Raw genomic sequence first — 26919 nt, 5'->3', positions numbered from 1 at the left:
ACGCCGACACGGCCCGTCGGCGGGAGAACTAAATCCTTGGGAGTTGAAGTGACTGATTCTGTGAACTCGTTCGGAGCCCGCAACACCCTCGAGGTCGGCGACAAGAGTTACCAGATCTATCGCCTCGACGCCGTCCCCAATACGGAGAAGCTGCCCTACAGCCTCAAAGTGCTCGCCGAGAACCTGCTGCGCAACGAGGACGGCAGCAACATCACCAAAGAGCACATCGAGGCCATCGCGAACTGGGATCCCAAGGCGGAGCCCAGCATTGAGATCCAGTACACCCCGGCCCGCGTCGTGATGCAGGACTTCACCGGCGTGCCGTGCATCGTCGACCTGGCCACCATGCGTGAGGCGATCGGCGAACTCGGCGGCAACCCGGAGAAGGTCAACCCGCTCGCACCGGCCGACCTGGTGATCGACCACTCGGTGATCGCCGACCTGTTCGGCACCGCCGACTCGTTCGAGCGCAACGTCGAGATCGAGTACCAGCGCAACGGGGAGCGCTACCAGTTCCTGCGCTGGGGGCAGGGCGCATTCCAGGACTTCAAGGTGGTGCCCCCGGGCACCGGCATCGTGCACCAGGTCAATATCGAATATTTGGCCAGCGTCGTGATGGACCGCGACGGCGTGGCATACCCCGACACCTGTGTGGGCACCGACTCGCACACCACGATGGTCAACGGCCTCGGCGTGCTCGGCTGGGGCGTGGGCGGCATCGAGGCCGAGGCCGCGATGCTCGGCCAGCCGGTGTCGATGCTGATCCCACGCGTGGTCGGCTTCAAGCTCACCGGCGAGATCCAGGCCGGCGTGACGGCGACCGACGTCGTGCTGACCGTGACCGAGATGCTGCGCAAGCACGGAGTCGTCGGCAAGTTCGTCGAGTTCTACGGCGAGGGCGTGGCCGAGGTGCCGCTGGCCAACCGCGCCACCCTGGGCAATATGAGCCCCGAATTCGGTTCCACCGCAGCCATTTTCCCGGTCGACGAGGAGACCATCTCCTACCTGCGCTTCACCGGCCGCAAGGAAGAGCAGCTGGCGCTGGTCGAGGCCTACGCCAAGGAACAGGGCATGTGGCACGACCCGAAGCACGAGCCCGAGTTCTCGGAATACATCGAACTCGACCTCTCCGAGGTGGTGCCGTCGATCGCCGGGCCAAAGCGTCCGCAGGACCGAATTGTGTTGTCGGAGGCCAAGTCCACGTTCCGCGAGCAGATCCCCAACTATGTCGGCGACCAGGACGGCCAGCAGGGCTACTCGAAGCTGGACGAGGCGGTCGAGGAGACCTTTCCGGCCAGCGATCCCGGCGCGGTGTCGAACGGACATGCCGACGACGTCCCCGAGGTGCACTCGGCGGCCGCGCATGCCAAGGGCCGCCCGAGCAACCCGGTGACGGTGAAGTCCGACGAGTTCGGCGAGTTCGTGCTCGACCACGGCGCGGTCGTCATCGCCGCGGTCACGTCGTGCACCAACACCTCCAACCCCGAGGTGATGCTGGGTGCCGCGCTGCTGGCGCGCAACGCCGTCGAAAAGGGGCTGGCGTCCAAGCCGTGGGTGAAGACCACCATGGCGCCCGGCTCCCAGGTGGTCAACGACTACTACGACAAGGCCGGCCTGTGGCCGTATTTGGAGAAGCTCGGCTTCTATCTCGTCGGCTACGGCTGCACCACCTGCATCGGTAACTCCGGTCCGCTGCCCGACGAAATCTCGAAAGCCATCAACGACAACGACCTTTCGGTGACCGCGGTGCTCTCGGGTAACCGCAACTTCGAGGGCCGCATCAACCCGGACGTCAAGATGAACTACCTGGCGTCACCGCCGCTGGTGGTGGCCTACGCGCTGGCCGGCACCATGGACTTCGACTTCGACGAACAGCCGCTGGGCCAGGACAAGGAAGGCAATGACGTCTTCCTGAAGGACATCTGGCCGTCGCAGCAGGACGTCTCCGACACCATCGCCTCGGCGATCAACCAGGAGATGTTCACCAAGAACTACGCCGACGTGTTCAAGGGTGACGAGCGGTGGCGCAACCTGCCCACGCCGAGCGGCAACACCTTTGAGTGGAACTCCGATTCGACGTACGTGCGCAAGCCTCCCTACTTCGAGGGCATGCCCGCCGAGCCCGAGCCGGTCGCCGACATCACCGGCGCGCGGGTGTTGGCGCTGCTGGGCGATTCGGTGACCACCGACCACATCTCCCCCGCCAGCAGCATCAAACCGGGCACCCCGGCGGCGCAGTACCTCGAGGACCACGGCGTGGAGCGCAAGGACTTCAACTCCTTCGGCTCGCGACGCGGCAACCACGAGGTGATGATCCGTGGCACGTTCGCCAACATCAGGCTTCGTAACCTGCTGCTCGACGACGTGTCCGGCGGCTACACCCGGGACTTCACCCAGGATGACGCGCCGCAGGCGTTCATCTACGACGCGGCGCAAAACTATGCGGAGCAAGACATTCCGCTGGTGGTACTGGGCGGCAAGGAGTACGGGTCGGGCTCGTCGCGTGACTGGGCGGCCAAGGGGACCCGGCTGCTCGGTGTGCGCGCGGTGATCGCCGAGTCGTTCGAGCGGATTCACCGGTCCAACCTGATCGGCATGGGCGTGATCCCGCTGCAGTTCCCGGACGGCAAGTCGGCCAAGGATCTGGGCCTCGACGGCACCGAGGTGTTCGACATCACCGGTATCGAGGCGCTCAACGACGGCAAGACGCCGAAGACGGTGAAGGTCAAGGCGAGTAAGGAATCCGGCGGGGACGCCGGAAAAGCAGTGGAGTTCGACGCGGTGGTGCGCATCGACACCCCCGGCGAGGCCGACTACTACCGCAACGGCGGCATCCTGCAGTACGTGCTGCGCAACATGCTGAAGTCGGACTAAGCGCGAGCCGGCCCCGCCACTCGTGCCCAAGGTCAGCGAGGACCATCTGGCGGCGCGCCGCCGCCAGATCCTCGACGGCGCCCGCCGCTGTTTTGCCGAATTCGGCTATGACAAGGCGACCGTGCGCCGGCTGGAGAAGGCGATCGGGATGTCGCGGGGCGCGATCTTCCACCATTTCCGGGACAAGGACGCGCTGTTTTTCGCCCTCGCCCACGAGGACGCCGAGCGGATGGCCGATGTGGCCTCCCGCGCCGGACTGATCCAGGTGATGCGGGACATGCTGGCCGCACCCGACCAGTTCGACTGGCTGGCCACCAGATTGGAGATCGCCCGCAAGCTGCGCAACGATCCCGCGTTCAGCCGCGGCTGGGCGGAGCGTTCAGCCGAGCTGGCGGCGGCGACCACCGACCGGTTGCGCAGGCAGACGGAGGCACACCGGGTGCGCGACGACGTGCCCGGCGATGTGCTGCGGTGCTATCTGGAGTTGGTGCTCGACGGCCTGGTGGCCCGGTTGGCGTCCGGCGAGGATCCGCAACGCCTGGCCTCGGTGCTCGACCTGGTGGAAAATTCGGTGCGGCGCAGTGATTTTGGAGGTTCTCGACGCGAGCGTAGCGACACTGCGAGCAAGGGGACGTGATTTCGCAGTGCCGCTACGCTCGCGCGGCCTTAGCGGTCCGGTTGGGGCCGCCGCGGCTGCGCATCGTGGTACCCGACTCCCGCAGCAGGCTGTGGATCGACCCGTACGACCTGCCGGTCGTGGCAACCAGACTGCGGATGCTGGCCCCGCCTTCGTAGGCGTGGCGTAGCTCGTCCAACAACTGGTCGCGCGCCTTGGCCGACCTGTGCACTGTTCTTCTCATGGCTCCTCCGACGCCGGGACACGACCGCAAGCACCTAGAGTAAGAAGCCGTTGTCGGCCGCGGGCCGCTTTCGCCAAATCGCCTGCGGCCGCGGATCGCAAAATCAGGCGAGCTCGATGAGATCCCGGTATTCCTCGGACCAGTAGTCCTCGGTGCCGTCGGGCAGCAGCACCACCCGTTGCGGGTCGAGGGCCTCGGCGGCGCCGGGGTCGTGCGTCACCAGCACCACCGCCCCGTGGTAACTGCGCAGCGCGTCGAGCACCTGTTCGCGCGATGCCGGGTCGAGGTTGTTGGTCGGTTCGTCGAGCAACAGGACGTTGGCGGTCGAGGCCACCAGACCGGCCAGCGCGAGCCGCGTTTTCTCACCGCCGGACAGGGTCCCCGCCAGTTGGTCGAGCTGCGGACCGCTGAACATGAACGCGCCCAACAGGCCGCGCAGGTCCTGCTCGCCCGAATCCGGTGCGGCGTGGCGGATGTTCTCCCAGACGCTCGCGTCGTTGTCGAGGGTGTCATGCTCCTGCGCGAAGTAGCCGATCCGTAGGCCGTGCCCGGGCTCGAGCCCCCCGGTGTCAGGGGCTTCGGTGCCCGCCAGCAGTCTCAGCAGTGTGGTCTTGCCGGCGCCGTTGAGCCCCAGCACCACCACCCGCGAGCCCCGGTCGATCGCGAGATCGACACCGGTGAACACCTCCAGCGACCCGTACGACTTGCTCAACCCCTTGGCCACCAGCGGGGTGCGCCCGCACGCGGCTGGCGTCGGGAACTTGATGCGGGCCACCTTGTCGGCGACGCGCTCCTCGTCGAGCGCCGCCATCATCCGGTCGGCACGACGCAACATGTTCTGGGCGGCAACGGCTTTGGTGGCCTTGGCGCCGAGCTTCGCGGCCTGGCTCCGCAGCGCGGCGGCCTTGCGTTCGGCGTTCGTGCGCTCCCGGCGGCGACGCTGCTCGTCGGTCGCGCGGGCATCGAGATACTTCTGCCACCCCATGTTGTAGACGTCGGCCTCGCCGCGCACGGCGTCCAAAAACCACACCCGGTTGACGACGTCGGCGAGCAATTCGACGTTGTGGCTGATGATCACCAGCCCTCCGGTGTGGGCGCGCAGGAAATCGCGCAACCAGCCGATGGAGTCCGCGTCCAGGTGGTTGGTGGGCTCATCGAGGAGCAGCGTGGTCTCCGAGCCCGACGTCCCGGCGCCGCCCTCGGAGGCGGCGAACAGGATGCGTGCCAATTCCACCCGCCGGCGCTGCCCGCCGGACAGAGTGCGCAGCTGCTGCGTCAGCACCCGTTCCGGCAGACCGAGACTGGCGCAGATGCGGCTGGCTTCGCTCTCCGCGCCGTAGCCGCCCAGGGCCACGAAACGCTCCTCGAGCTGCCCGTACCGACGAATCGCACGGTCGCGGGCGTCGTCGTCGGCGACCTCGGCCATCAACGCCTGCTGCTTTTCCAGGTCGGTGAGCAAGACATCCAGCCCGCGGGCCGACAGGACCCGGTCGCGGGCCAGCACATCGAGATCACCCTCTTTGGGATCCTGTGGCAGATAACCGATTTCGCCGGTGCGGGTGATCGCCCCGGCATACGGCTCGGTCTCCCCCGCCAGGATGCGCAGCGTGGTGGTCTTGCCCGCGCCGTTGCGGCCGACCAGGCCGATGCGGTCACCGGGCTGGACCCGCAGGTCGGGGCCGTCGGGTGAGAGCAGGATGCGCGCACCAGCGCGGACCTCCAGGTCCGTGGCCGTGATCACGATCGCTCTCCTGAGTTGAAAAGACGCCTATTTGTCGTCGGTGAATACCGCTGGTCGTCGTTCTGCGCGCGCGGCAACCGCTTCTTCGAAGTTGGCGGTGAGCAGGCGGACGAAAAGCTGTCCCAAGCCTTCGGCTTGCATGTGCCCTTCCAGGCTACCGGCGTCCAGTCCACTCCACAGCGTGCGCTTGGTCAACTCGACGCCTGGCCGCGAGAACGCCGCGATCCGCGCGGCGATGGCGTAGCAGGTGTCCAGCAGCTGCTTCTCGGGCACCTGGCAGGACACCAGCCCGATGCGCTCGGCCTCCTCCGCGGTGATGTCGCGGCCGGTGAGCATGATCTCGAACGCCCGCGACGACCCGATGGCCCGCGGCAGCAAATAAGACAGCCCCAGTTCGCTGGCCGTCAGCCCGTTGTTGATGCCGGCGGCGCGGAAGTAGGCGCTGGTGGAGGCCACACGAATGTCGGCGGCCAGCGCCAGGCACAGCCCACCGCCGATGGCGGGGCCGTTGACCGCGGCGATCACCGGTTGGTGCAGCCGGCGCAAACCCAGGATGACCTCGTCGAGGATCTCCATCGAGCGCAGCGCGTAGGTCGGGCGGGTCAGCCCCTCGACGTGGGGCACCGAGCCCGCGGACTTGTGGTCGGCGCCCGAGGAAAAGCCCCGGCCGGCCCCGGTCAGGACCACCACGCGCACCGCGTTGTCGTACCTGACCTTCTCCAGGGCTTCCTTGAGAGGCACCATGACGTCGAACGCCATGGAGTTCATCCGCTCGGGCCGGTTGAGGGTTATCAGCGCGACGCCCGGCCGCGGGTGGTCTACCAGTACCAAACTCACCCATGCAACCTAGCGCGTGGCCGGCAGCGGCGCGGTGCCGCGCTTATTCGGCCTGCCCGGCCTCGGCCGCGTCGATGTCGAAGGCACGGACCTGCGCGACGAGGTCCTCCAGGGCCGCCGGCGGCAGCGCCCCGGGCTGGTTGAACAGCAGTTTGCCCTTCTTGAAGGCCATCAACGTAGGAATGGACCGGATCTGGGCGGCCGCGGCCAGCTGCTGCTCCGCCTCGGTGTCGACCTTGGCGTGCACGATGTCGGGATGTTTCTCCGACGACGCCTGGAAAGTGGGGCCGAACTGGCGGCACGGACCACACCAGGACGCCCAGAAGTCGACGAGGACGATGTCGTTGCCCTCGATGGTTTCGTTGAACTTCTCAGCGGTGAGATCAAGTGTTGTCACATTTGCCGTAACGCCCGGCGCCGACGTGGTGTTCCCGCCCCGCCGCACCGCACCCCCCTGGTTACGGTTGCGTACGTTTTCCCGCGTCCGACAGACTGTGCCTGACCATCCGCCGCCTCGATGAACCAGTGGGGGAATCGCGTTGGGCCACTACATCGCAAACGTCCGTGACCTCGAGTTCAACTTCTTCGAAGTCCTCGACATCGGCGCCGTCCTGGGCACCGGAGACTACGGCGAACTCGACGAGGAGACGGTCCGCACAATATTGGCCGAGGCCGCCCGGCTCGCCGAGGGCCCGGTCGCGGAATCCTTCGCCTTCGCCGACCGCAACCCACCGGAATTCGACCCGGCCGAGCACACCATCAGCGTGCCCGAGGAGCTGGCCAAGACGGTGCAGGCGATCAAGGAGGCCGGCTGGTGGCGGCTGATGCTGGCCGAGGAGATCGGCGGCATGGCGGCTCCCCCGCCGCTGGCGTGGGGGGTCAACGAGATGATCATCTGCGCCAACCCGTCGGCGAACTTCTTCTGCCTCGGCCCGTTGATGTCGCAGGCCCTTTACATCGAGGGCAACGAGCAGCAGCGGCATTGGGCCGCCGAGGGCGTCGAGCGCGGCTGGGCGGCCACCATGGTGCTCACCGAACCCGACGCGGGTTCCGACGTCGGCGCCGGGCGCGCCAAGGCCTTCGAACAACCCGACGGCACGTGGCACATCGAGGGCGTCAAGCGCTTCATCTCCGGCGGCGACGTCGGCGACACCGCCGAGAACATCTTCCACCTGGTGCTGGCCCGCCCCGAGGGCGCCGGCCCGGGCACCAAGGGCCTGAGCCTGTTCTACGTGCCCAACTATCTGTTCGACCCGGACACGTTCGAACTCGGCGCACGCAACGGGGTTTTCGTCACCGGCCTGGAACACAAGATGGGCATCAAGTCCTCCCCCACGTGCGAATTGACCTTCGGCGCAACCGATGTGCCCGCCGTCGGCTACTTGGTCGGCGACGTACACCGGGGTATCGCGCAGATGTTCACCGTGATCGAGCACGCGCGGATGACGATTGGTGTCAAGGCCGCCGGCACGCTGTCCACTGGTTATCTGAACGCGCTGGCCTTCGCCAAAGAGCGGGTGCAAGGAGCGGACCTGACGCAGATGTCCGACAAGACCGCCCCGCGGGTCACCATCATCCACCACCCCGACGTGCGCCGCAGCCTGATGACCCAGAAGGCCTACGCCGAGGGCCTGCGGGCGCTCTACATGTACGCCGCAGCGCACCAGGATGACGCAGTGGCCCAACGGGTTTCGGGCGCCGATCATGACATGGCGCACCGGATCGACGACCTGCTGCTGCCCATCGTCAAGGGGGTGAGCTCGGAGCGCGCCTATGAGGTGCTGACCGAATCGCTGCAGACGCTGGGCGGCTCGGGCTTCCTGGCCGACTACCCGCTCGAGCAGTACATCCGTGACTCCAAGATCGACTCGCTCTACGAGGGCACCACCGCCATCCAGGCGCTCGACTTCTTCTTCCGCAAGATCGTGCGTGATCGGGGCGAGGCCCTGCAGTTCCTGACGACTCAGATCACCGCGACCATCGACGACTGCGACGAGGCCCTCAAGCCGGTCGCCCAACTCCTGCAGACCGCCTACGACGACGTGACCGCGATGACGGGCGCGCTGACCGGGTACCTGATGTCGGCGGCCCAGCAGCCCACCGACATCTACAAGGTGGGGCTGGCGTCGGTGCGTTTCCTGCTCGCGGTGGGCGATCTGCTGATCGGCTGGCGATTGCTGGTGCAAGCGGGCGTCGCGCACCGCGCGCTGAACGAGGGCGCAGCGGGACAGGACGAACCGTTCTATCAGGGCAAGGTCGCGACCGCGACGTTCTTCGCCAAAAACATGTTGCCGAAGCTGACCGCCCTGCGCGCCGTCGTCGAGGGCATCGACGACGAGATCATGAAGGTACCCGAAGACGCCTTCTGACGGCTCACAGGTTAGCCACAGCTCGAATGGGTAAACCATGACGTTCGCTCTCACCGACGAATGGAGAAACGTTGATGTCTGCCAGCTGTGCCGTGCCCCGGCTCACACGCCTCGCGGTATTCGCGGTCGCGGGGGCCACCGCCCTGTCCCTGTCCGCCTGCGGCTCGTCGAACAAATCCAGCTCCACCTCGACGTCGACGTCCACCTCGACGTCCACCGTCACCTCGGCGGCCCCCTCCTCCACACCCAACGCCGAGGCTAAGGTCAGCGGCCTGATCGCGTCGGTGGCGGGCAACTCCATCCAGGTCACCAAGGAAGACAACGCCACCGCCGCGGTGAACTTCACCTCGACCACCAAGATCACCGAGGCCGTTCCGGCCGGCCTGCCCGACGTCACTCAGGGCAGCTGCGTCGCCGTGAAGCCGGTGGAGGGATCGGCGCCCGGGCAGCAGGTCACGGCCGCGAAGGTCAAGATCAGCGAGTCCGTCAACGGCGTCTGCCCCAAACCGCACGAGTCCACGCCGGGCGGGGCCAGCAGCACGCCGCCTCCCGGCTCACCATCGCCGGCGCCCGCCAAGCCGGCCTGGGTGCGGGGCTCGGTGGCGTCGGTCTCGGGCAACACCATCAACCTGACCGGCACGGACGCCAGCGGGAACACCACGCAGACGACCGTGACGGTCGACGACAAGACCAAATACAGCAAGCAGACGACCGCGAACACCGAGGCGATCGCGCCGGGCAAGTGCCTGTCGGCGCGCGGAACCACGGACAACGGCGGCGCGCTGCAGGCGACGAGCATCAAGCTACGACAAGCCGTCGACGGCAAATGCGGCAAGCCCAAACAGCCCGGCCAGGGTGGATGACCTCGGCTCGAGCTATCTGAGATTGCCGTCGCCCCCGACGGGCGCGGGTGAAAACCGCGCTCGGCGGGGGTGATTGGCCACGACGGCGAAACATGCGATGGAGAAGAGTTTGTGCGTGCCGCTTCGCTGAAACCCCGGCCGACGCAGATCGCGATCGGCGCGGTGATCGCGTTCATCGCGCTGTGCGTGGCCATGTGCGGCACCTCGCGCGACACGTCGAGCACCAGCTCGCCGCCCTCCGTCACGGCCGTTCCGCCCAGCACCGCGCCGAGCGCGATGCCGCCGCCCGCGCCACCCCCGCCGCCACCGGTCGGCAAGGATTACGTCGAGGGCATGGTCCAGTCGGTGTCGGGTGGCACGATCGCGCTGCGGACGCGAACCGGCTCCGCGAGTGTGGATTACACGCCGGAAACGCGGGTCGTGCAGGTCACCCCGGCCAAGCTGGCCGACGTGATGCCCGGCAGCTGCGTGAATGTCCGCGCCACCCCGCAGAGCGCGCCGACCCCCGGGGCGATCACCGCGCAATCGGTGACGGTCACCGCGTCCGCTGACGGCAAGTGCCCTCCGCCGGCGGGGTTCTACGGGACGGTTGCTTCGGTGTCGGGCAACACCATTGCCGTCACCGGGCTGGGCCCCGGCGGCCCGGGCGCAGCCACCACCGTGACCGTCACCGACTCGACCTCATACCAACGGCAGACGCCGTCGGATGCCCAAGCGATCACCAACGGTAAGTGCCTGGGGGCCAACGGAACTCAAGACGGCGGTGTGCTGCACGCGGCGATGATCAGCTTGGAGACGTGCCCACCGATGGGGCACCCGCACCACCACCTGCATCTGCCCCACCTCCACTTCCACCTTTAGCGGTAGAGCCGGTCAACCGTTGACGCGCAGTCCCTTTCGTGCCTCAAGCTCCTTTTCGGAAACCCATTCACGCAACGGTTGACCGGGCGCACACAACAGAGTGAGGACGAAGCTGCAAGGAATGTCAGTGCAGTTGTTCGCGTCCTGATAGTGGATGACGTCACCGCCGGGCCCCCAGAACGCGTCTCCCGCGCGCAGGACGCGTGGCGCTTCACCCTCGAGCTCGAACAGCATCTCACCGCTGATCATGTAACCGAACCCCGGACCGCCGGGAAGGCGATGTGGCGGATATCCAGGGGCACCCGGCGGATGGTTGATGAGGACGGTCATCACCTGGGCGCCGGCAGGGATCGACGGTGACCGTACTTCCTGCAGCACCCTTATTGTTGATTCCGATTCGGAGCCGTTCGTATTCAGCGACATTCGATATTCCGCCTGCGGCGTTACGAAACGGAACCTGCGTTGAGCCAGTCCGAGTACCGGGTATTGAAGATGGTGGCATTCTCGGCGGGCGCAAGGGTGTGATCGTCGATCACCGCACCGAAATATGGGGCCTGGGCGTCGGTCACGACCCGTCGTTGATCGCCCTTGGCGGCAAGGCCCGTGCGGACGAAGTCGTCCATGCCCATTGCTTCGGGTCCGGCGATCTCCGTTATCCCATTGATAGGGGGCCCGACCGCCGCGCGGGCCACGGCGTTGGCGACATCGTCGGCGGCGATCGGACGGAACAACGCGTGCGGCAACCTGACGATGTCTTCCTCTGTCGCGGAATCGGCCAAGCCAACCACGAATTCGTAGAACGGAGTTGCCCGCACGATCGAATAGGGCCGCCGCGAATCCCTGATCAGGTTCTCCTGAGCTGCTTTAGCGGTGTTGTAGCCGCTATCCGGCATGCTCTGCGCCCCCACCACGGACAACGCGACATGGTGTTTGACTCCCGCCTCCCGTTCCGCGGAGAGGAGATTCGCTGTCGCGGTGGTGAAGAAGCGCATCACAGGTTCATCGTCGAACAAAGGCGAATCGGCGACGTCGACCAGGACGTCCGCACCGCTGACGGCGTCGGCGAGGCCTGCGCCGGTGAGTGCATCGACGCCCGATCGGCGCGAGGCGACGATCACGTCGTGTCCTTGTGCGCTGAGCTTGCTCGCGACCTTCGAGCCGATAAGCCCACGACCGCCAATGACCACGATCTTCATGATGGACCTTTCAGAGTTGCGCTCGACCGGCCGCGTCTACTTGCTGCCAAATCCGGCGATGGCGACGACCTCGATTTCCACACGCTGGCCGGGCAGTGCGAGCGCCTCGACGCCCAGCGCGGTCCACAGCGGCTGCCGTTCACCGAACCGCTTGCGGAACTGCTCTACCATCACCGACATGTGTTGAGTGCCAATGGAATCATCGGCGGTGGGGACATGATAGGAGCGGACGTTGACGACGTCGCGCCAGGTGGCGCCCGCCTCAGCGAGGGTCATTTCGATGTTGTCGCACGCCTTGTCGATCTCGTCCTCTAGGGATGTGGTCGCCAACGCGAAATTCGTGTCCCAGCCGCCCTGGCCGGAGATCTCGATGCGATCGCCGATCCGCAAAGCCTGGTGGTAGTGGTTGCGGGTGCGGGCGATCTCGCCATACCCGGGCGTATCGAAGAATTTGGGCTTGGACATGCGGGGGCTCCCTCTCATCAAATTTGCGCACCGGGAAATTTCACACCGAAGCGTTTGCAGAGTTCAGGGACACTGTCGACATCCATCTCCAGCTCGTAGCGCGCACAGAGTTCGTCTAGGCTCTCTGTCGATATCTTGTCCACACCGCCGAGGTCGGTCAGCTCGTCGAAAAACTGCTCAAATCCTGCGGGGGAAATGATCTCGAGGATGCGGGCGGGCTCATCGCCCGCATTCCAGAACGTGTGCCATTGGCCTCGCGGCTTGAAGATGAAGTCGGCGGGCCCGCCGTAGAGCACTTCGTCGCCGAGCAGAGCGCCGACACGTCCCTCGATGATCCAGCTGTACTCGTCCTCGTTGTGGTGGCGATGAAGGGGTGCGCCCAGCGCTCGCGGTGACATCGGATGCTCGAGGACGGAGAAGCGCCCTTCCGCATCAAGGTGGTCGAGGATGTGCCGGACACCGATCGTGCCCTGGAACACCGACTTGCCTTCGGTGCGCCCGACAGACCTGGCGGGCGGCCCGCCCGGCCTCAAGATGTCAGTTGCCACTGCAGTTTCTCCCTATCGACGGCGCTTAACAAGCTCAGCTCGGCCGCCCCCGACGCGGGGGACGATCCTGCCCGGTCCTGCTCTTAGTGAAACTGCAACCACGCCGGGTGAGCTGTCATCACCCCGACCACCAATTCACCCGGGTGAGTGGTGCGCCGCAGTGGAACCGAGCGTGGATAAAAGAGCCCTAGTTGCCGTGGACTCATCACCCATGCCGTGGCATCGCATCTTTCAAAAACCCAACGCGCACAGCAGGGTACACACGATTCCCGTCTCCGGAATGGCTGGTTGAGTGACGGCGACCTGCAGGACGGTGTTCAAGTCGCTGCGACACAACGCGGCCACCGGGGTCGGCCAGCTTGTCACCCGGGTGAATATGCGCTGAAGGTGACGACAGTTCACCCGGTCGGGCGGCATCGTTTGTGGCCGAAGCGTATCGACCTCATCTGCATGTCACGAAAACCGTGGCCGGACCACAACCATGGCCGACGACTGGAAGGCCAGTCCGCGATCACCTTCGGGGTGCCACGCAGCCACTGAACCGGGAGGCAAGAAGTGACATCACAAAATTCGCACGGGCCGGTGGCCTCTGTTGTGATCGTGGGAAGCGGATTCACCGGATTCAGCTGCGCCCGGCGCCTGGCTCGGATCCTGCGCCGGCGGCACGCTCGCGTGAACATCACCATTATTTCTCCGGTCGACTACATGCTCTACACACCGTTGTTGCCTGACGTGGCCGGCGGAGTACTCGACGCCCGTTTTGTCGCTGTGCCACTGGCCAATTCGCTACGGGGCGTGCACGCGGTGCGCGGCCGCGTGGACAGTGTGGATTTCGCGCGACGCACGCTGACATATTGCGATCCCGAAGAACGCAGCCATGGCATGTCTTGGGACCGGCTGGTACTGACTCCGGGATCGGTGACAAGGCTGTTCGACGTCCCCGGCCTCGCCACCTACGCGCGCGGGTTGAAGACCACCGCGGAGGCCCTCTACCTGCGTGACCACTTTGTCGAGCAGCTGGAGCTGGCCAACATCGAGGATGACGCGCGAGTGGCCGCGGCCCGGCGCACGGTGGTAGTGGTGGGCGCCTCGTATTCAGGCACCGAACTGGTGGTGCAGCTGCGGGCACTCGCCGACGCGGCGGCCAAACAAATGGACTTCGATCCGGCAGAAGTGCGCTTCCTGCTTCTGGACCTGGCCGAACAGGTGATGCCCGAAGTGGGCGAGAAACTCGGCAAGGCCGCGCTCAACGTGCTGCACAAGCGCGGCATCGACGTCCGACTCGGCATCACGCTGAAGGAAGCCCACGCCGATCACGTTGTGCTCAGCGATGATTCGCGTGTCGACGCGCGCACGATCGCCTGGGTGACGGGCGTGACCGGCGCCCCTGTGGTCGGACACCTGGGACTACCCACCGAGAAGGGCAGGATCACGGTGCAGCCCGATCTGCAGGTGGCAGACCACTCTGGCGTGTTCGCGGCCGGTGATGCGGCCGCGGTACCCGACCTGACCCAGCCCGGCAAGATCACGCCGCCCACCGCCCAACACGCCACCCGGCAGGGCAAAGTGCTGGCCCGTAACGTCGCCGCAAGCCTCGGCTACGGCAGGCCCAAGCCCTACAAGCACCGCAACCTGGGTCTGGTGGTCGATCTCGGGCCGCGGTATGCGGTGGCCAATCCGCTCAACATCCGGTTGTCGGGGCTGCTCGCCAAAGCCGTCACCCGCGCCTATCACTTGTATTCGATTCCCCGGGGCGTCAACCGGTGGGCGGTGTCGCTGGCTTACCTGACCGACGCCTTTTTCACCCGCTCGGTGGTCTCGATCGGGTTATCGTCCGAGGCGGATGCACAATTCGCCGCCAGCGAGGGCATTCCGATGCCGAAGACCGGCTGACGGGCAGCCGGCTACAGCACAACCCGCACCTCGCGCCGGTCGATTAGGGACTGTCCGGCGCGGGTCGCGATACCGGGCGGAGCAATCCCTGATATTGGTCGGCCACCAGGTCCCGATATTCGGGATGGCGCAGGATGTAGTCGGCCGTGATCTTGCACCGTGGAATAACCGTGTGCCCGGCCCCTCGGATCAGAGTGAGCGCACCACTGATCATTGCCGAGGAGACGCCCCGATCACGCCATTGCGCATCGACTTCGGTAGCCATCAATACGATGTGCGCGCGGTAGCGGCGGTAGGGCTGCCGACCGATTACCTGGCCATCGACAGCGGCCTCGAACCGATTGTCTTGAGCGTTGTCGGTGATGGTTGTCTGTAGTCCATTGTGCGCACTGCGTTTGATACTGCCCATCGACGTTGCCGATTCACTCACAATCAGCTATCCCTTCCATGTCATCACAGGTGGCACCCCGCACTGCGCTGTACGAGGGCGCCGAAAGCTACACGGCATCAGGGTTTTCCACCACTACCGCCACCCCTTGGCCCGAGCCGATGCACACCCCGATCACGCCGTAGCGTGCGCCACGTTCTCGTAGCTCAATGGACAACGTCAACAAATACCGCGCGCCGGTCGCGCCAAACGGATGACCGATCGCCACCGCCCCACCATTGGGTGTGAGCTTGTCGTCGGGCACGAGAAAGCCGTCGAGTTGATTGGGTAACTCCCGCAGCACCCCCAAGGCTTGCGCGCTGAACGCCTCGTGGATCTCCCAGACGTCGATTTGTTGCGGGGTCAGGCCGGCGCGTCGGATCGCTGCCGGCATCGCCCACGCCGGAGCTATCCCCATGATCAACGGATCTATCCCATAGACGGCGCTAGACACCATCCTGGCCAACGGCTGGACACCCAAGTCGGCCGCGCGCTCCTTCGAACCGATGAGTACCGCGCTCGCACCATCGCTCAGGGGCGAGGAGTTGGCCGCCGTCATCTGTGTGGTGCCCGGCTGGGCCGGAAGTGCCGCCAACGCCTCCGCCGTGGTGTCGTCACGGATGAACTCATCGTGCTCAACCACGCGCGCCGCCGTCTTCTTCGAAGCGGCGATGGGCACCGTCATGATCTCTTTGGCCAGCCTCCCTCGGTCGCGAGCGGCTTTGGCATGGCGCTGCGAGCGTAGCGCAAACGCATCAATCTCCCGACGGCTCAGCGAATAGCGATCCGCGACATTCTGCGCCGTCTCGATCATGCTGAGGTAGGCGTTGCGGGCCAGCAACGCTGGATTCGGCGGCCCGCCTGCGCCACTCCACATGGTGTCGAGCATCAACACCGGACCACGGGGGCTGAAGGCCGCGTCGCCCTTCATCAGCGCCCAGCCCGAGCGCGACATCGATTCGACGCCGCACGCGATGCCCAGGCCGAGATCGCCGGCTCTGATCGCGTGGCTGATACTCACCGCCGCACTCAATGACGAACCGCAGAAGCGATTCACGGTCACGCCCGCGACGCTGTCGGGAAATCCAGCGGCAAGCGCGGCCCATCGCGCAATGTCACCCATCCCCTCGTGGGCGGGGTTGACGCACCCGGCGTGGACATCTTCGACGGCCCCCAGAGGAACGCCCACCCGTTCGCATGCGCCCTTGAGCGTGATTCCCAACAGGTCGTCGGCACGGATCGCCGATAGCGCGCCCCCGTAGCGGGCAAACGGCGTACGCACGCCGCCGAGGACATATGCCTCACTCATCGGGGTCCCTCTCCGCCAAGGCCGACATTTGTGATTCCCCTTCCCCGGTCGCGTTCGTCGGCTGAGTCGGCCGTAAGTAAGGTCTGCGGCGCGAAGCGATTGAGCGACACCGGATCGGCTTGTCGGTAGTACGCGTTCGATCAGTTGCGGCCGGCCATGACGCCGCCGTCGATGTTGAGGATTGCGCCGGTGACCCAGCTGGCCTGGTCGGAGAGCAGATACGTGATGGCGTTGGCGACGTCGGCGGGCGTGCCGACTCGACCCAATGGATGAAACGGCGCGAAGCTGTCGAGCGTGGCGTCGATCTCGTCCTTCGGGACCCACCGCTGAAGGGCGGGCGTCTTCACGGCAGCAGGTGCCACCGCGTTGACGCGAATCTTGTACTGGGCAAGCTCGATAGCCAGATTGTGGGTGAGCGCGTGCAGCCCCGCCTTTTGCATGGAGTGCCCAGCCGATGGGGTCCGGCCGATCGCCTGATGTGCCCACATGCTGCCGATGTTGACGATGGCCCCACCCTCGCCGCGGGAGATCATGCCCGCAACGACCGTCTGCGTCAGGAAGAACAGGGCGTAGTTGAGTTCCATGTAGGAGTCGTAGAACTGCGCGTCATACTCGAGAAATGGCTTCGGGATGAAGAATCCGGCCGCGTTGACGAGAAGTGTCGCGTCGCTGTGCTGTTCGGACAGCGCGCGCTGCACCTCCGTGACGGCAGCACGATCCGTCAGGTCGGCGGCGATGCCCCACGCCTGTCCACGCCGGCTCGTCAGCTCAGCGATGGTCTCATCGACCCGGACTTGCGACTGTCCGACGATTACCGCACTGCCGCCATGGTCGACAACGTCAAGCGCAGCCTGGCGACCCATACCGGCACTGCCGCCGACGACGACGACCTTCTTGGCCTCGAAATGCATATTCGGCGTCCCTTCCAAGTTCTCCGACGGCTTCTACGGGACCGTCGGCACCCGGGTCGACGATGTGTGACGCACGAAGATCGAACGCCTCGATGACGGGTGGCAATCCCCCGTTCTGCTGCTCGCACCGAGACTGAGACTGCAGCCAGGAGGGGCGAGCTGTCATCACCCCAACCACCTATTCACCCGGGTGAGTAATGCGCCGCCGCAAACCGATCCGTGAATGGATAGGCGCCTGCGGGCAGAGTGTCAATCGTTTGCGCGCCGCGTCGATCGCGTCCGCTGGCCGCCGCCGCATAAAGGCGAGCTTGAATTGCGCGCCACCTGTTTCGCGAAACGTAGATCGTGCGCCGTCGAGGTGAAACCAGCACCGATTTAAGACCATGGCGCGTACCCTGACCAGTATGGTCAAGACCAAGACCTGTGTGCACTGCGGCCACACGTTCGATCCGAACGCCCGGCCGCGTGATCTGTCCGATCCGGACTGGCTGCCGGCCGCATCGATCTATTGTTCGCATGAATGCAGTGACCGCTTCCATTGCGATATGGGGCATTGCTGCTCCGCCCACGCGAAAGAGAAGGCGCGGCGCGAAGCGGCCATGGCGGCGCAGCGCGCGACGTAGACCGATCGCCGCGCCGGATGCTAGGTCCGCGGATCCGGCGCGACGGCGTGCCGGGGCTGGTGCAACAGCGCACGGACCAGCGGGCGGGGCCCCACGGACCGCAGCATCAGGCTGGCCGGCCGGACCCGCACCCGCTTCGGCCACCAGAACCAGCGTCCCATCACCGTCATGATCGACGGCGTGATGAGCGATCGGACGACGAAAGTATCGAACAACAGCCCGATGCCGATCGTCGTGCCGAATTGGCCGATCGCCCGGAGATCGCTGGTGATCATCGTTCCCATGGTGACGGCGAACACCACACCGGCGGCTGTCACCACCGGGCCGGTCACACCCATGCCACGGATGAGTCCGGTTTTCAGGCCGGCTCCGATCTCCTCTTCGATGCGGGACACCAGCATCAGGTTGTAATCGGAGCCCACTGCCAAAAGCACGATCAACGCGAATTCGGTTGCCACCCAGTGTAACTGGAAGTTACCGAGGTGCTGCCAGATCAGTGTGGAGAACCCGAAGGCGGCGCCGAGCGACATCACGATGGTGCCGACAATGACGCCCGCTGCGACCAAAGCGCGGGTGACGATCACCATGATGATGAAGATGAGCACGATCGAGGCCACGCCGGCGATCATCAGGTCGTACTTGGCGCCGTTCGCGATGTCGTAAAACGTTGCGGCCGTGCCGCCGAGGTAGATGTCGGCGTTCTCCAGCGAGGTGAGTTTCAGCGCCTCCTTGGCCGCTTGGCGCTCCTGATCGACGGACGCGATTCCCTTTGAAGTCGCCGGGTCCACAGCGTGGGTGATGATGAAGCGAGCGGCCTTGCCGTCCGGCGACACCATCAAGCTCAAGCCCAGCTGAAAATCGGGGTTCTGGAAGATTTCGGGTGGCAGGTAGAACAGGCTCTCCACCTGAGAGTCGTTGAACGACTTGCCCATCACGGCATTGGTGTCGGTCAGCCGGTCGAACTGATCGATCAGGCTATCGAACGAGCTGTAGATGGTCAGCGTCGTATCCCGGATCGACTTCGAGACAGCGATGTTCTCGGGGATGATCGCCAGCAGCTCGCGCGTGGCCTTGGCGGTGTCGGTGAGATCGGTGGTGAGGGCGTGGAACTTCTCGGCCAGCTGATCGAACCCGTCCAGGGCGCTGAACAGGCTTCGCAGCGACCAGCAGATCGGGATGTCGTAGCAGTGCTTTTCCCAGTAAAAATAACTGCGGATCGGTCTCCAGAAATCGTCGAAATCCGCTATGTGGTCCCGGATCTCGTCCGTGATCGCCGCCGTCTCACCCGTCGTCTTCGAGCTGTCGTCCGCGGCGTTCGCGAGCCTCTGGGTCACCGCGTACTGGCGCTCCAAGAGGGCAATCTGAGTGTCGAGGAAACCGGTGATCTTCTTGATGTCGCCGACACGGTCCTTCAGGTAGTTCAGGTTGCTGCGGATCGGCGCGCTTTGCACACTGAGCTGGAACGGAATGGATCCGTCCTGAATCGGCGGGCCGAGAGGTCTGGTGATGCTCTGCACCCGTTCGATGCCGGGCACCCGGAAGATGGCGCCGGCGATCTTGTCCAGGACCAGCATGTCTCTGGGATTGCGCAGATCGTGGTCTGATTCGATCATCAGCAGGTCAGGGTTCAAGCGAGCCTGGGTGAAGTGTTGATCGGCCGCGGTGTAGGCCTTCACCGAAGAAGCGCTCTGCGGCAGGTAATACAAATCGTTGTAGCGCGGGGTGAAGCCCATCAAGCCAATTGCGCCGACGATCGCCAAGATCACGGAGGTGGCGAGGATCGGCGCCGGCCACCGCACGATGGCCGTCGCCAGACGGCGCCACCGGGTGTAGTTGAATTCGCGCTTCGGGTCGAACAGGCCGAAGCCGCTTGCGAACGCGATCAGTGCCGGCGTCAGGGTGACCCCGGCGGCCACCACCACCAGCAGACCCACCGCGCACGGAAACGCCAGCGAACTGAAGTACGGCAGCCGGGTGAACTTCAGGCAGGCCAGCGCCCCGACGATCGTCAAACCTGAACCCAGCACCACCTTCGTGACACCGGCGAAGGTGTCGTAGTAGGCGGCCTCGCGGTCCAGCCCCCGTTCTCGGCCCTCCTGGTAGCGGCCGACCATGAATATCGCGTAATCGGTGCCAGCCGCGATGGCCAGCGCCGTCAACAAGTTGACGGCGAACGTCGACAGCCCCATGATCCCGGTTTCGCCCAGCAGCGCTACCACGCCGCGGCCGGTGGCCAGCCCGACGAACAAGATGACCATCGTCAACAGCACCGTGCCGATGGATCGATAGACGAACATCAGCATGATCGCGATGATGATGATGGTGATGATCGTCATCTTGGCCAGGCTCGCGTCGCCGACCACGATCGTGTCGGCGGTCAGGGCTCCCTGACCGGCGACGTAGGCCTTCACCCCCGCTGGCGGCTTCGCGTCCGCGACGATTTTGCGAACCGCCGCAACCGATTTGTCGCCGACGGCTCCGCCCTGGTCACCGCGCAGGTTGACCTGTACATAGGCGGCCTTGTGGTCGTAGCTCTCCACACCCGAGGACGTGAATCGCTGTCCCCAGAAATTCAGCGCATGCTCGACGTGCTCGTGGTCCTGCTGCAGCTTTTTGACCAGATCGTCGTAAAAGCGATGAGCGTCCTCGCCGAGCGGTTTGTCACCGACCAGGGTCACCAGGACGAGGTTGTCGGAGTCGTACTCCTTGAACTTCTCCCCGATGTGCTTCATCCCGGTCACCGAAGGCGCGTCGGACGGCGAGAGCGGCACCGAGACTTCCTCGGCAACCTTCTCCAACTGTGGGACGAAGACGTTGACGGCGACCGCGATCAGCAGCCACACAATGATGATCGGCAACGCCACGACGCGGATGGTGCGGGCCAGACGTGGTTTGCGCTCGACCGAGGTGTGCGGCGCGACGGGGATTTCATCCGTGTCGCCAGCGTCGCTGCTATCGCTGCTCACGCGGACTTGTCCAAGCAGGAAACCTGCGCGTTGCGGTTGTTGGCCTGTTGTTGATCGACCAACTTGCCGTCGACGGTGATGCGGCAGCCGATGTAGGGGCTGTCACCTTGGGCGACGACGTAGGCGAAGATGCCGGGCATCTCGGCGACGATCGTCGTCGACCACGGCAATGTGGTGAAGCTGGCCTTCTGCGGTAGTGACTCCGCATCCATCCAGTTGACGACGCCGGTCGTCCCGGGCGGTCCGAGGATTTCGTAGATGGCGGTCTTGGCGGCATAGGGCGGGGTCGCGTCCCGGGGATCAGGCTTGGGCAGGCCAGGTCCTGGGAAAACGCCGTTGAGCCGGATCACGGCAACACCGCCGACGATCAGTGCCACGACCACAACCAGCGGAACCCATGCCCGCTTGAGAAGCCTCAACACCGCGCCCCCCGATCAGGAATGCCGGACGGCCTGATATTAAGGCATCTCTTCGCGTGTGCCACGGCTAGCCGAACGCCATAGGCGTCGAGTTGATTCCCGGGGCGGGCCCCCTTGTTGTGATGGTGAAGGTTGCAGCGCCTTTCACTGATCGCCGCAACGATGTCCTGTCCGTTGCGCGTTCGCAGACGCCTGTGGCGGATGCCGTGTTCACATCCCTACGGTTTCTATGACGGCGAACTGCCCAGCCTGGCCGACGGTCGTGCGGCGAAGTCCGGTGGTGGCGAAGAGCGCGTCGGACTCGGCGAGGTCACGCTTCTTGCCATCTCCGCGTGGCGTCCGGATCGATGCATTCCTCCGCGCGATCGCTTCAGCCGTGTCGGAACCTGATGCGAGATGATCAGCCAAGTCGAAAGTCACTGCAGCACACACGGCCTGGGTGATCCAAAACCAGTCAGCATGGTCATCATGCGCTCGTGGTCTTTGGGCTCCGGACACTACGGGTAGTGCTGACATCTTTCCTCCGACTTGTCGCTGCCACGTTGAAGTACCCCGTGCGGGATCACCGCGGAGGGGATGCCTCGGTCGCGGCCGACGGGTTGCTAGCGACAGCGGGTTGCACACCGGGTCGGTCACGGCACAGGGCCGCGATGTCGCACGGGACGGGTTGGTATCCGGTAGGAGGATTGGTTATCAACAGCGCGGCGCACAACGCGCCCAGCCCGAACAGTACGGCGCTCACCTGAAACACGTGGGCGAATCCGGCGGCGCTCGCCATGCCGGCGGTGATCAGGCCCATCGACCCGATCGACATCAGCGCGGCGAGCCGCGAGACGGCGTTGTTGATCGCCGACGCCAGGCCGCTGTGTTGGGTGGGCACCGAGGCCAGTGTCACCGACGTCAGCGGTGTGACCGTCGCGACCAGTCCGAAGGCTAGGACGGTCATCCCGGGGACGAGGTCGGTAACCGCATGGAATTCAGCAGGTTTCGGGCGGATCAGTAGCAGCCCGACCCCCGCCAAGGCGGGGCCCCCAATCAGGAACGCGCGTGGCCCCACCCGCTCGGCAATGCGACCGACATGACGGGCGAACACGAACGACAGGGCCGGGATCGGCAAGGTGGCCAGTCCGGCCGCAGTGGCCGAGTACCCCCCGATCTCTTGGGTGTAGAGGGCTACGGCCAGCGATCCCAGCGTCAGTGCGCCGTACACGAAGGCGGTGACGACGTTCGCCGCAGCGAAGTTGCTAAAGGTGAACAGCGGCAACGGAAGCATCGGGCACTTGCTGCGGCGCTGCCAGCTCACGAAGCCGGCCAGGGCCGCGATCCCGATCACCAAAGGTGTCATTACCACCGGGTCGGTCCAGCCGTCGCGCTGCGCTTCGATCAGCGCATACACCGTCGCGGCAAGCCCAGCCGACGACAAGCCCACCCCAGCGATATCGATACGGGCGCCCTCGACCCGCCCCGACACTGGGCAAAGCCAGAAGGTCAGCGCATAGCCGACCGCCATGGGGATCGCGGACAACACGAAAATCCAACGCCAGCCGAATAAATCGACGCACAGTCCCCCTAGCAGGGGGCCCAGCGCGAACGCGGTTCCCGTCCACCCGGTCCAGACGCCGATCGCCGCGGACCGGTGTGCTTTGTCGAACACCGTGTTGATCAACGCCAGCGAGCCCGGCACGAGGAACGCCGCACCCAAACCTTGGAATAGGCGCGCGGTGATCAACATCGCCGGTGAGGTGGCAACCGCCGCCAAGACCGAGCCCGCCCCGAAAGCCAACAGCCCGAACCGCATCACCGGAACGCGTCCGACCAGATCCGAGATGGACCCGCCGGGCAGAATCGCAGCCGCCATCGCCAACAGGTAGCCGTCAATGATCCACTGCTGCGACGCCAGGCCACCGCCGAGGTCGTGCTCGACGGCCGGCAACGCCAGGTTGATCACGGTGGAGTCGAGGAACGCGACTATCGACACCGTCACCGCAACCACCATCGCGCGGCTGGTCGGTGCCGCTTCACGCAACGTCACTGCGGAGTCCGTTCGGCACGTGACCGCGACTGGGCGCCAAACCTATTGCGGCTCACCATCGGTCGAAATGCATCACGTCATCCAGTGGAACCCGTCGGGCTCGGCGGAAGGTAGTGCCGGTGTAGTAGGCGGTGGGGATGGTCGTGGCGTGGTACACGTTGTCGGGCAGGCCGAGGATGGCCCGCATCTCGTCGGCGGCCATGATGGTCACTCCAGTCCACGTGGTTCCCAGGCCCCGAGAGCGCGCCGCGAGCATGTAGCTCCAGGTGGCGGGCATGATCGAACTCCAATACTGGTTGGCGTTTTCGCCCGTCAGCGTGCCGTCACCGTCGATCACCTCGACGCACGGGATCATCAAGACGGGGACCTCGCTGAAATGCTCTGCGAGGTACGCCGCGCTGTCGGACACTTTGCGTTGCTCGCGATTGCGCGCGGGGTCCCCCTTGAACCGGTGGGCGACCGCGAAGGGGGACGCGGCGATCCGGTCCCATGTGCGGCGGTACACATCGGCGATCGCGCGGCGCTGTTCGGCCTCGGTGACCACGATGAAGCTCCAGTTCTGCACGTTGGCCGACGTCGGTGCCTGCACTGCGATCTCCAGGCATTCCCGGATCAGGGCGAGGGGAACGGGTCTGGTCAGATCGAGTCGTCTACGCACCGAGCGGGTCGTGGTCAGCAGTTCATCGGTGGACAAGTCGACTTTCGCGTAATCGCTCATGCCGGCAGGATGGCGATCACTTCGACTTCGACGCGGATGTCCGGCCATACCAGCCCGTCGATGAGGCTGAACATACCGCCGGGTCGATGGCGGATGAACTCTTTACTCACCGCCAGGTAGGCGGACGCGTTGTCGCGACTGGTGACCCACTGGCGCATGTAGACAACGTCGGTGAGCTTGGCGCCGGCCTTGCCGAGCGCGTTTTCGACATTGGTCCAGCACTGACGCGCCTCCTCGGTGAAGTCCTCGGGCAGAGTGCCGTCTTCGCGCACCCCGGGCGTTCCGGAGACGAAAATTGTTGTGCCGCCGCCGGATACGCTGACAGCGTCGGCGTAGTGTCCGATGTGATCGGCGACTCCGGTGAGGATCGGGGTAATGGTGGTCATCTGCTGGCTCCTTTGGTAGTGGGGTTTGCGCTAACTTCCTGAGGTTTGTTCCGTGATCACTACTCCGCCGGGCTCGTGGCCTGCGACGACGTGAGCGAGGGCGGCGGCGGCCTGATCAAGGCCGCAGGAGCGTGGGGTCGGCATGCTCAATTGACCGGAGGCGAGTAGCGCGGTGAGGCGCTTGAGTTGAGCCCCGTCGGAACGGACGTAAACCGCTGTCACGCTGATTCCGCGGGTCGAGGTGGGTGGATCCGGGGTGATGGTGGCCAGCCGGCCGCCGTCGACGAGCGCGGTCATCGCCACAGCAGCACCCCCCGGCGCCGCGTTGGCGACGGCGCCGATGGAGTCGTTCGTCAACGCCCTTGCATGTCGGGGCCACAGCGGATCGCGGTAGTCGATTACTTCGCGGGCACCATGGCCGCGAAGCCGGTCGGCGCTGCGCGGGCTGGCGGTGGCGAGCACATCGGCCCCGCGCAGGGCGGCCAACTGGACGATGAGCCCGCCGGTGATTCCGCCCGCGCCATGAACGAGCAACGTCTCTTCACCGCGCAGGGCCAACGCCTCGCCGACCACCTGCTCGGCGGTCAATGCCGGTACCGGAAAGATCGCTGCGATCTCCCACGGAATTTCGGGCGGCTTGTGGGCGAGCGACGCGACGGGTGCGATCACGGCCGGCGCCCACGTGCCCTGGTCGCGTAGCGGCACGGGGTGGCACAGCACCTCGTCGTCCACACTGAATCCGCCCGGCTGGACACCGACGGCTTGGATGACCCCGGCGGCCTCGACGCCGAGCGCCAGCGGCGGCGTCGTGCCCACATCCCAGCCGCCATAACGAATGATGTTGTCCCAGTTGCCAACCCCGGCACCACGAACGTCGATGAGGACCTCGTCGGCCACCAACGGACGGGGGCCGTCCAGTTCCAGCATCTCCACTTTGCCGCCGAGCGTGCGGACCCCCGCTACCAGCATGGTCACGGCGAGACGACCGGCCACTCGTGGGTCATCGTGGTTCCTTTCGAGGATTGAGGTCTGGCGGGTTTGATGGATAACTCGAATCGCTAAGCGCTCTTCTGTGCTTCGAACGCCTCGTCGTTCAGTGACGGGGCAAGGTCGGACTCGTGGGCGACGAGCAGATCCCAGACCTGGTTGACCGTCGGGTGTGGCGCGACAACGTGGCGTAGGAGACTCACCGGGACCTTCGCAACGATGGCCAGGGTGGCTGCTTGAACCAGTTCCGAGAACTCCGGGCCGACGAACGTCGCTCCGAGCACGGTGTTGGTCTCGGCATTGATGACCAGTTTCGCCCATCCTTGGAAGCCCTCCCTGAAAAGGGACAGGAATGACAGTGCGCCGGGGTAACAGGCCGTTCGCGTCCGTACCGCGAACCCTTCCGCGCGGGCTCGACTTTCCGTGCGCCCGACCCACGCCACTTGAGGCTCAGTGAAGATGACCTGTGCAACGCTGCCGACATCATGGGCAGTCAGCTCGTTCTCGGACAGTTCTCGCCCGGCGGCCCTGGCGGCGATGATGTCGGCCACGAGGCGGCCATGGTAGGTGGAGATATGAGACAGCCGAGCCCGCCCGGTGGTATCTCCCAGGGCGTAGAGCCAGTCGCCTGCGACATCGACCGCCTGGAGATGGTCGTTCACGGCAACGATCCCGCCGCTGGGCAGGCCGAGTGTTTCCAGTCCGATGTTGTCGGTATTGGTGCGCCGTCCGGCGGCCAGGACGATCTGGTCTACCTCGATGGCCTGGCGGTGGAAAGTTGCAGTGACGGGCCCACCGGCCGCGGGACGCGCTACCCCCGATAGCTCTGTCTCAAAGTGAATCGTGACGCCATTGCTTCGCAGCGCCTGCGCAACCAGGTCGCGAGCTTCAGGTTCGCAGCTGGGAAGAAGCGTGCTCCCCCGCACCAGAAGCGTTACCGCCGAGCCCAATCCGGTCAGGATGGTCGCGAACTCGACACCCACGGGGCCGCCACCCACCACCAGCGCGCGTTCTGGCACCTGTGTCATGGTCGTCACGTCCCGATTGGTCCACGGGTGCGCCTGCGCCAAACCGCGTATCTCCGGCACGTTAGGACGGGTGCCGGTGGCCAGCACGACCGCGTGGCGTGCAGTCAAGACCGCTTCGGTGGTATCTCCCGGGGCGTAGGCCACCCGGACTGTTCGTTCGCCGCTCAACCGGCCGAACCCATGAAACACCGCTACACCGGCTTCGCGCAGTGACGCTGTTCGGTCCTGGTCCGAGAGATTCTCAATAATGGCGTCGCGCTTCGCGAAAACCGCCGCAACGTCCAATCCGCTACCCGAAATAGACTCTCGCACACCAGGGACCGCCTTCGCGAGGTTGAACACTTCGATCGGGCGAAGCAGCGTTTTGCTCGGGTTGCAGCCCCAGTAATGACACTCCCCACCGACCAGGCGATCCTCAACGAGCGCCACCGAAAGGCCCACGGACGCAAGCTTTCGCACTGCGGCCACACCTCCCACCCCGCCACCCACGACGATCACGTCGAAGTCTTTACCGGCTTTCATCTACCCTCTATCCGAGGCTCGGTTCGCCCAGCCGTGGTTGGGCGCGAGACTCAACCGTCACAACGAGCCGGCGCACGACGGCTG

26 protein-coding genes are annotated in these 26919 nt (G+C 65.4%); 7 read left to right on the top strand and 19 right to left on the bottom strand.

Annotated features, from left to right (window positions below; translation table 11 throughout):
- The first annotated feature begins 48 nt into the window (after positions 1-48).
- Together ACZ50Z_RS05820 and ACZ50Z_RS05815 are read left to right on the top strand one after the other, a co-directional pair.
- Positions 49-2874: an aconitate hydratase gene (locus ACZ50Z_RS05820; protein ID WP_464482677.1), complete on the top strand. Its 2826-nt coding sequence runs from the start codon at positions 49-51 to the stop codon at positions 2872-2874.
- A gap of 22 nt (positions 2875-2896) precedes the next feature.
- Positions 2897-3511 carry a TetR/AcrR family transcriptional regulator gene (locus ACZ50Z_RS05815; RefSeq protein WP_464482676.1) on the top strand — a complete coding sequence of 205 codons (615 nt, stop codon included), beginning with the start codon at positions 2897-2899 and terminating at the stop codon, positions 3509-3511.
- Between the two features lie 13 nt (positions 3512-3524).
- Here the strand turns inward: ACZ50Z_RS05815 and ACZ50Z_RS05810 are convergent, their stop codons facing one another.
- The 4 genes from ACZ50Z_RS05810 to trxA all read right to left on the bottom strand — a co-directional run bounded on the left by ACZ50Z_RS05810 (position 3525) and on the right by trxA (position 6709).
- Positions 3525-3734, bottom strand: a complete 210-nt coding sequence (locus ACZ50Z_RS05810) for a helix-turn-helix domain-containing protein (protein ID WP_464482675.1) — start codon at positions 3732-3734, stop codon at positions 3525-3527.
- Between the two features lie 103 nt (positions 3735-3837).
- Positions 3838-5475, bottom strand: coding sequence for an ABC-F family ATP-binding cassette domain-containing protein (locus tag ACZ50Z_RS05805; protein ID WP_464482674.1), 1638 nt, complete (start codon positions 5473-5475; stop codon positions 3838-3840).
- Between the two features lie 27 nt (positions 5476-5502).
- A complete protein-coding gene (locus ACZ50Z_RS05800) occupies positions 5503-6312 on the bottom strand; it encodes an enoyl-CoA hydratase (RefSeq protein ID WP_464482673.1) in 810 nt (269 codons plus the stop codon).
- Between the two features lie 43 nt (positions 6313-6355).
- Entirely contained in the window at positions 6356-6709 is a 354-nt protein-coding gene (gene trxA, locus ACZ50Z_RS05795; protein WP_104150706.1) for a thioredoxin, read from the bottom strand.
- Between the two features lie 142 nt (positions 6710-6851).
- Between trxA and ACZ50Z_RS05790 the strand changes: the two genes are divergently transcribed.
- From ACZ50Z_RS05790 to ACZ50Z_RS05780, 3 genes are all read left to right on the top strand, one after another.
- A complete protein-coding gene (locus ACZ50Z_RS05790) occupies positions 6852-8681 on the top strand; it encodes an acyl-CoA dehydrogenase (protein ID WP_464482672.1) in 1830 nt (609 codons plus the stop codon).
- Between the two features lie 74 nt (positions 8682-8755).
- Positions 8756-9544: a DUF5666 domain-containing protein gene (locus ACZ50Z_RS05785; RefSeq protein ID WP_464482671.1), complete on the top strand. Its 789-nt coding sequence runs from the start codon at positions 8756-8758 to the stop codon at positions 9542-9544.
- Between the two features lie 126 nt (positions 9545-9670).
- On the top strand, positions 9671-10405 hold the full coding sequence (locus tag ACZ50Z_RS05780; RefSeq protein WP_464486109.1) for a DUF5666 domain-containing protein: 735 nt from the start codon (positions 9671-9673) through the stop codon (positions 10403-10405).
- Positions 10406-10417: 12 nt separating this feature from the next.
- Here the strand turns inward: ACZ50Z_RS05780 and ACZ50Z_RS05775 are convergent, their stop codons facing one another.
- Genes ACZ50Z_RS05775 through ACZ50Z_RS05760 form a run of 4 tightly spaced genes read right to left on the bottom strand, consistent with a single transcriptional unit; the run spans position 10418 to position 12614 of the window.
- Positions 10418-10828 (bottom strand): cupin domain-containing protein, encoded by a 411-nt coding sequence (locus ACZ50Z_RS05775; protein WP_464482670.1) that lies wholly within the window; start codon positions 10826-10828, stop codon positions 10418-10420.
- Between the two features lie 20 nt (positions 10829-10848).
- Positions 10849-11601 carry an SDR family oxidoreductase gene (locus ACZ50Z_RS05770; protein WP_464482669.1) on the bottom strand — a complete coding sequence of 251 codons (753 nt, stop codon included), beginning with the start codon at positions 11599-11601 and terminating at the stop codon, positions 10849-10851.
- A gap of 36 nt (positions 11602-11637) precedes the next feature.
- Complete coding sequence (locus ACZ50Z_RS05765; RefSeq protein ID WP_464482668.1) at positions 11638-12066, bottom strand: Rid family hydrolase; 429 nt, start codon at positions 12064-12066, stop codon at positions 11638-11640.
- Positions 12067-12083: 17 nt separating this feature from the next.
- Positions 12084-12614: a cupin domain-containing protein gene (locus ACZ50Z_RS05760; protein WP_464482667.1), complete on the bottom strand. Its 531-nt coding sequence runs from the start codon at positions 12612-12614 to the stop codon at positions 12084-12086.
- A gap of 582 nt (positions 12615-13196) precedes the next feature.
- Between ACZ50Z_RS05760 and ACZ50Z_RS05755 the strand changes: the two genes are divergently transcribed.
- The gene (locus tag ACZ50Z_RS05755; RefSeq protein ID WP_464486108.1) at positions 13197-14507 is read left to right on the top strand and encodes an NAD(P)/FAD-dependent oxidoreductase; all 1311 of its coding nucleotides are present in this window, start codon (positions 13197-13199) and stop codon (positions 14505-14507) included.
- Positions 14508-14550: 43 nt separating this feature from the next.
- Here the strand turns inward: ACZ50Z_RS05755 and ACZ50Z_RS05750 are convergent, their stop codons facing one another.
- The 3 genes from ACZ50Z_RS05750 to ACZ50Z_RS05740 all read right to left on the bottom strand — a co-directional run bounded on the left by ACZ50Z_RS05750 (position 14551) and on the right by ACZ50Z_RS05740 (position 17154).
- Complete coding sequence (locus ACZ50Z_RS05750) at positions 14551-14937, bottom strand: GNAT family N-acetyltransferase (protein ID WP_464482666.1); 387 nt, start codon at positions 14935-14937, stop codon at positions 14551-14553.
- 67 nt (positions 14938-15004) lie between these two features.
- Positions 15005-16243: a thiolase family protein gene (locus tag ACZ50Z_RS05745; protein WP_464482665.1), complete on the bottom strand. Its 1239-nt coding sequence runs from the start codon at positions 16241-16243 to the stop codon at positions 15005-15007.
- Positions 16244-16383: 140 nt separating this feature from the next.
- On the bottom strand, positions 16384-17154 hold the full coding sequence (locus tag ACZ50Z_RS05740) for an SDR family NAD(P)-dependent oxidoreductase (protein WP_464482664.1): 771 nt from the start codon (positions 17152-17154) through the stop codon (positions 16384-16386).
- Between the two features lie 404 nt (positions 17155-17558).
- Here ACZ50Z_RS05740 and ACZ50Z_RS05735 point away from each other — a divergent pair, with 404 nt between their 5' ends.
- On the top strand, positions 17559-17777 hold the full coding sequence (locus ACZ50Z_RS05735) for a ferric uptake regulation protein (RefSeq protein WP_464482663.1): 219 nt from the start codon (positions 17559-17561) through the stop codon (positions 17775-17777).
- Positions 17778-17797: 20 nt separating this feature from the next.
- On the opposite strand, the gene ACZ50Z_RS05730 is transcribed toward ACZ50Z_RS05735, so the two are convergent.
- The 8 genes from ACZ50Z_RS05730 to ACZ50Z_RS05695 form a co-directional block, all read right to left on the bottom strand.
- Positions 17798-20743 carry an MMPL/RND family transporter gene (locus ACZ50Z_RS05730; protein ID WP_464482662.1) on the bottom strand — a complete coding sequence of 982 codons (2946 nt, stop codon included), beginning with the start codon at positions 20741-20743 and terminating at the stop codon, positions 17798-17800.
- Positions 20740-21162: an MmpS family transport accessory protein gene (locus ACZ50Z_RS05725; RefSeq protein WP_464486107.1), complete on the bottom strand. Its 423-nt coding sequence runs from the start codon at positions 21160-21162 to the stop codon at positions 20740-20742. The genes ACZ50Z_RS05730 and ACZ50Z_RS05725 overlap by 4 nt, the downstream gene beginning before the upstream one ends.
- A 210-nt stretch (positions 21163-21372) precedes the next feature.
- The gene (locus ACZ50Z_RS05720) at positions 21373-21582 is read right to left on the bottom strand and encodes a hypothetical protein (RefSeq protein ID WP_464482661.1); all 210 of its coding nucleotides are present in this window, start codon (positions 21580-21582) and stop codon (positions 21373-21375) included.
- Positions 21583-21724: 142 nt separating this feature from the next.
- The gene (locus tag ACZ50Z_RS05715; protein WP_464482660.1) at positions 21725-23194 is read right to left on the bottom strand and encodes an MFS transporter; all 1470 of its coding nucleotides are present in this window, start codon (positions 23192-23194) and stop codon (positions 21725-21727) included.
- Positions 23195-23246: 52 nt separating this feature from the next.
- Positions 23247-23912, bottom strand: a complete 666-nt coding sequence (locus ACZ50Z_RS05710; RefSeq protein WP_464482659.1) for a nitroreductase family protein — start codon at positions 23910-23912, stop codon at positions 23247-23249.
- Complete coding sequence (locus ACZ50Z_RS05705) at positions 23909-24298, bottom strand: RidA family protein (RefSeq protein ID WP_464482658.1); 390 nt, start codon at positions 24296-24298, stop codon at positions 23909-23911. The genes ACZ50Z_RS05710 and ACZ50Z_RS05705 overlap by 4 nt, the downstream gene beginning before the upstream one ends.
- 30 nt (positions 24299-24328) lie before the next feature.
- Positions 24329-25291: an NADP-dependent oxidoreductase gene (locus ACZ50Z_RS05700; protein ID WP_464482657.1), complete on the bottom strand. Its 963-nt coding sequence runs from the start codon at positions 25289-25291 to the stop codon at positions 24329-24331.
- A gap of 65 nt (positions 25292-25356) precedes the next feature.
- A complete protein-coding gene (locus ACZ50Z_RS05695; RefSeq protein WP_464482656.1) occupies positions 25357-26835 on the bottom strand; it encodes a dihydrolipoyl dehydrogenase family protein in 1479 nt (492 codons plus the stop codon).
- Positions 26836-26919 lie beyond the last annotated feature (84 nt).

Source organism: Mycobacterium sp. NTMscope_MAC_269, from assembly GCF_976985695.1.
Note: the sequence above shows the minus strand (reverse complement) of the source record. Positions and strands in the feature narration are given on the sequence as shown.

Excerpts from the sequence above, each read along its gene's own strand:
- ACZ50Z_RS05810 (WP_464482675.1), bottom strand. The coding sequence starts at position 3,734 with ATGAGAAGAACAGTGCACAGGTCGGCCAAGGCGCGCGACCAGTTGTTG.
- ACZ50Z_RS05785 (WP_464482671.1), top strand. The coding sequence starts at position 8,756 with ATGTCTGCCAGCTGTGCCGTGCCCCGGCTCACACGCCTCGCGGTATTC.
- ACZ50Z_RS05775 (WP_464482670.1), bottom strand. The coding sequence starts at position 10,828 with ATGTCGCTGAATACGAACGGCTCCGAATCGGAATCAACAATAAGGGTG.
- ACZ50Z_RS05770 (WP_464482669.1), bottom strand. The coding sequence starts at position 11,601 with ATGAAGATCGTGGTCATTGGCGGTCGTGGGCTTATCGGCTCGAAGGTC.
- ACZ50Z_RS05765 (WP_464482668.1), bottom strand. The coding sequence starts at position 12,066 with ATGTCCAAGCCCAAATTCTTCGATACGCCCGGGTATGGCGAGATCGCC.
- ACZ50Z_RS05745 (WP_464482665.1), bottom strand. The coding sequence starts at position 16,243 with ATGAGTGAGGCATATGTCCTCGGCGGCGTGCGTACGCCGTTTGCCCGC.
- ACZ50Z_RS05740 (WP_464482664.1), bottom strand. The coding sequence starts at position 17,154 with ATGCATTTCGAGGCCAAGAAGGTCGTCGTCGTCGGCGGCAGTGCCGGT.
- ACZ50Z_RS05735 (WP_464482663.1), top strand. The coding sequence starts at position 17,559 with ATGGTCAAGACCAAGACCTGTGTGCACTGCGGCCACACGTTCGATCCG.
- ACZ50Z_RS05710 (WP_464482659.1), bottom strand. The coding sequence starts at position 23,912 with ATGAGCGATTACGCGAAAGTCGACTTGTCCACCGATGAACTGCTGACC.
- ACZ50Z_RS05705 (WP_464482658.1), bottom strand. The coding sequence starts at position 24,298 with ATGACCACCATTACCCCGATCCTCACCGGAGTCGCCGATCACATCGGA.
- ACZ50Z_RS05695 (WP_464482656.1), bottom strand. The coding sequence starts at position 26,835 with ATGAAAGCCGGTAAAGACTTCGACGTGATCGTCGTGGGTGGCGGGGTG.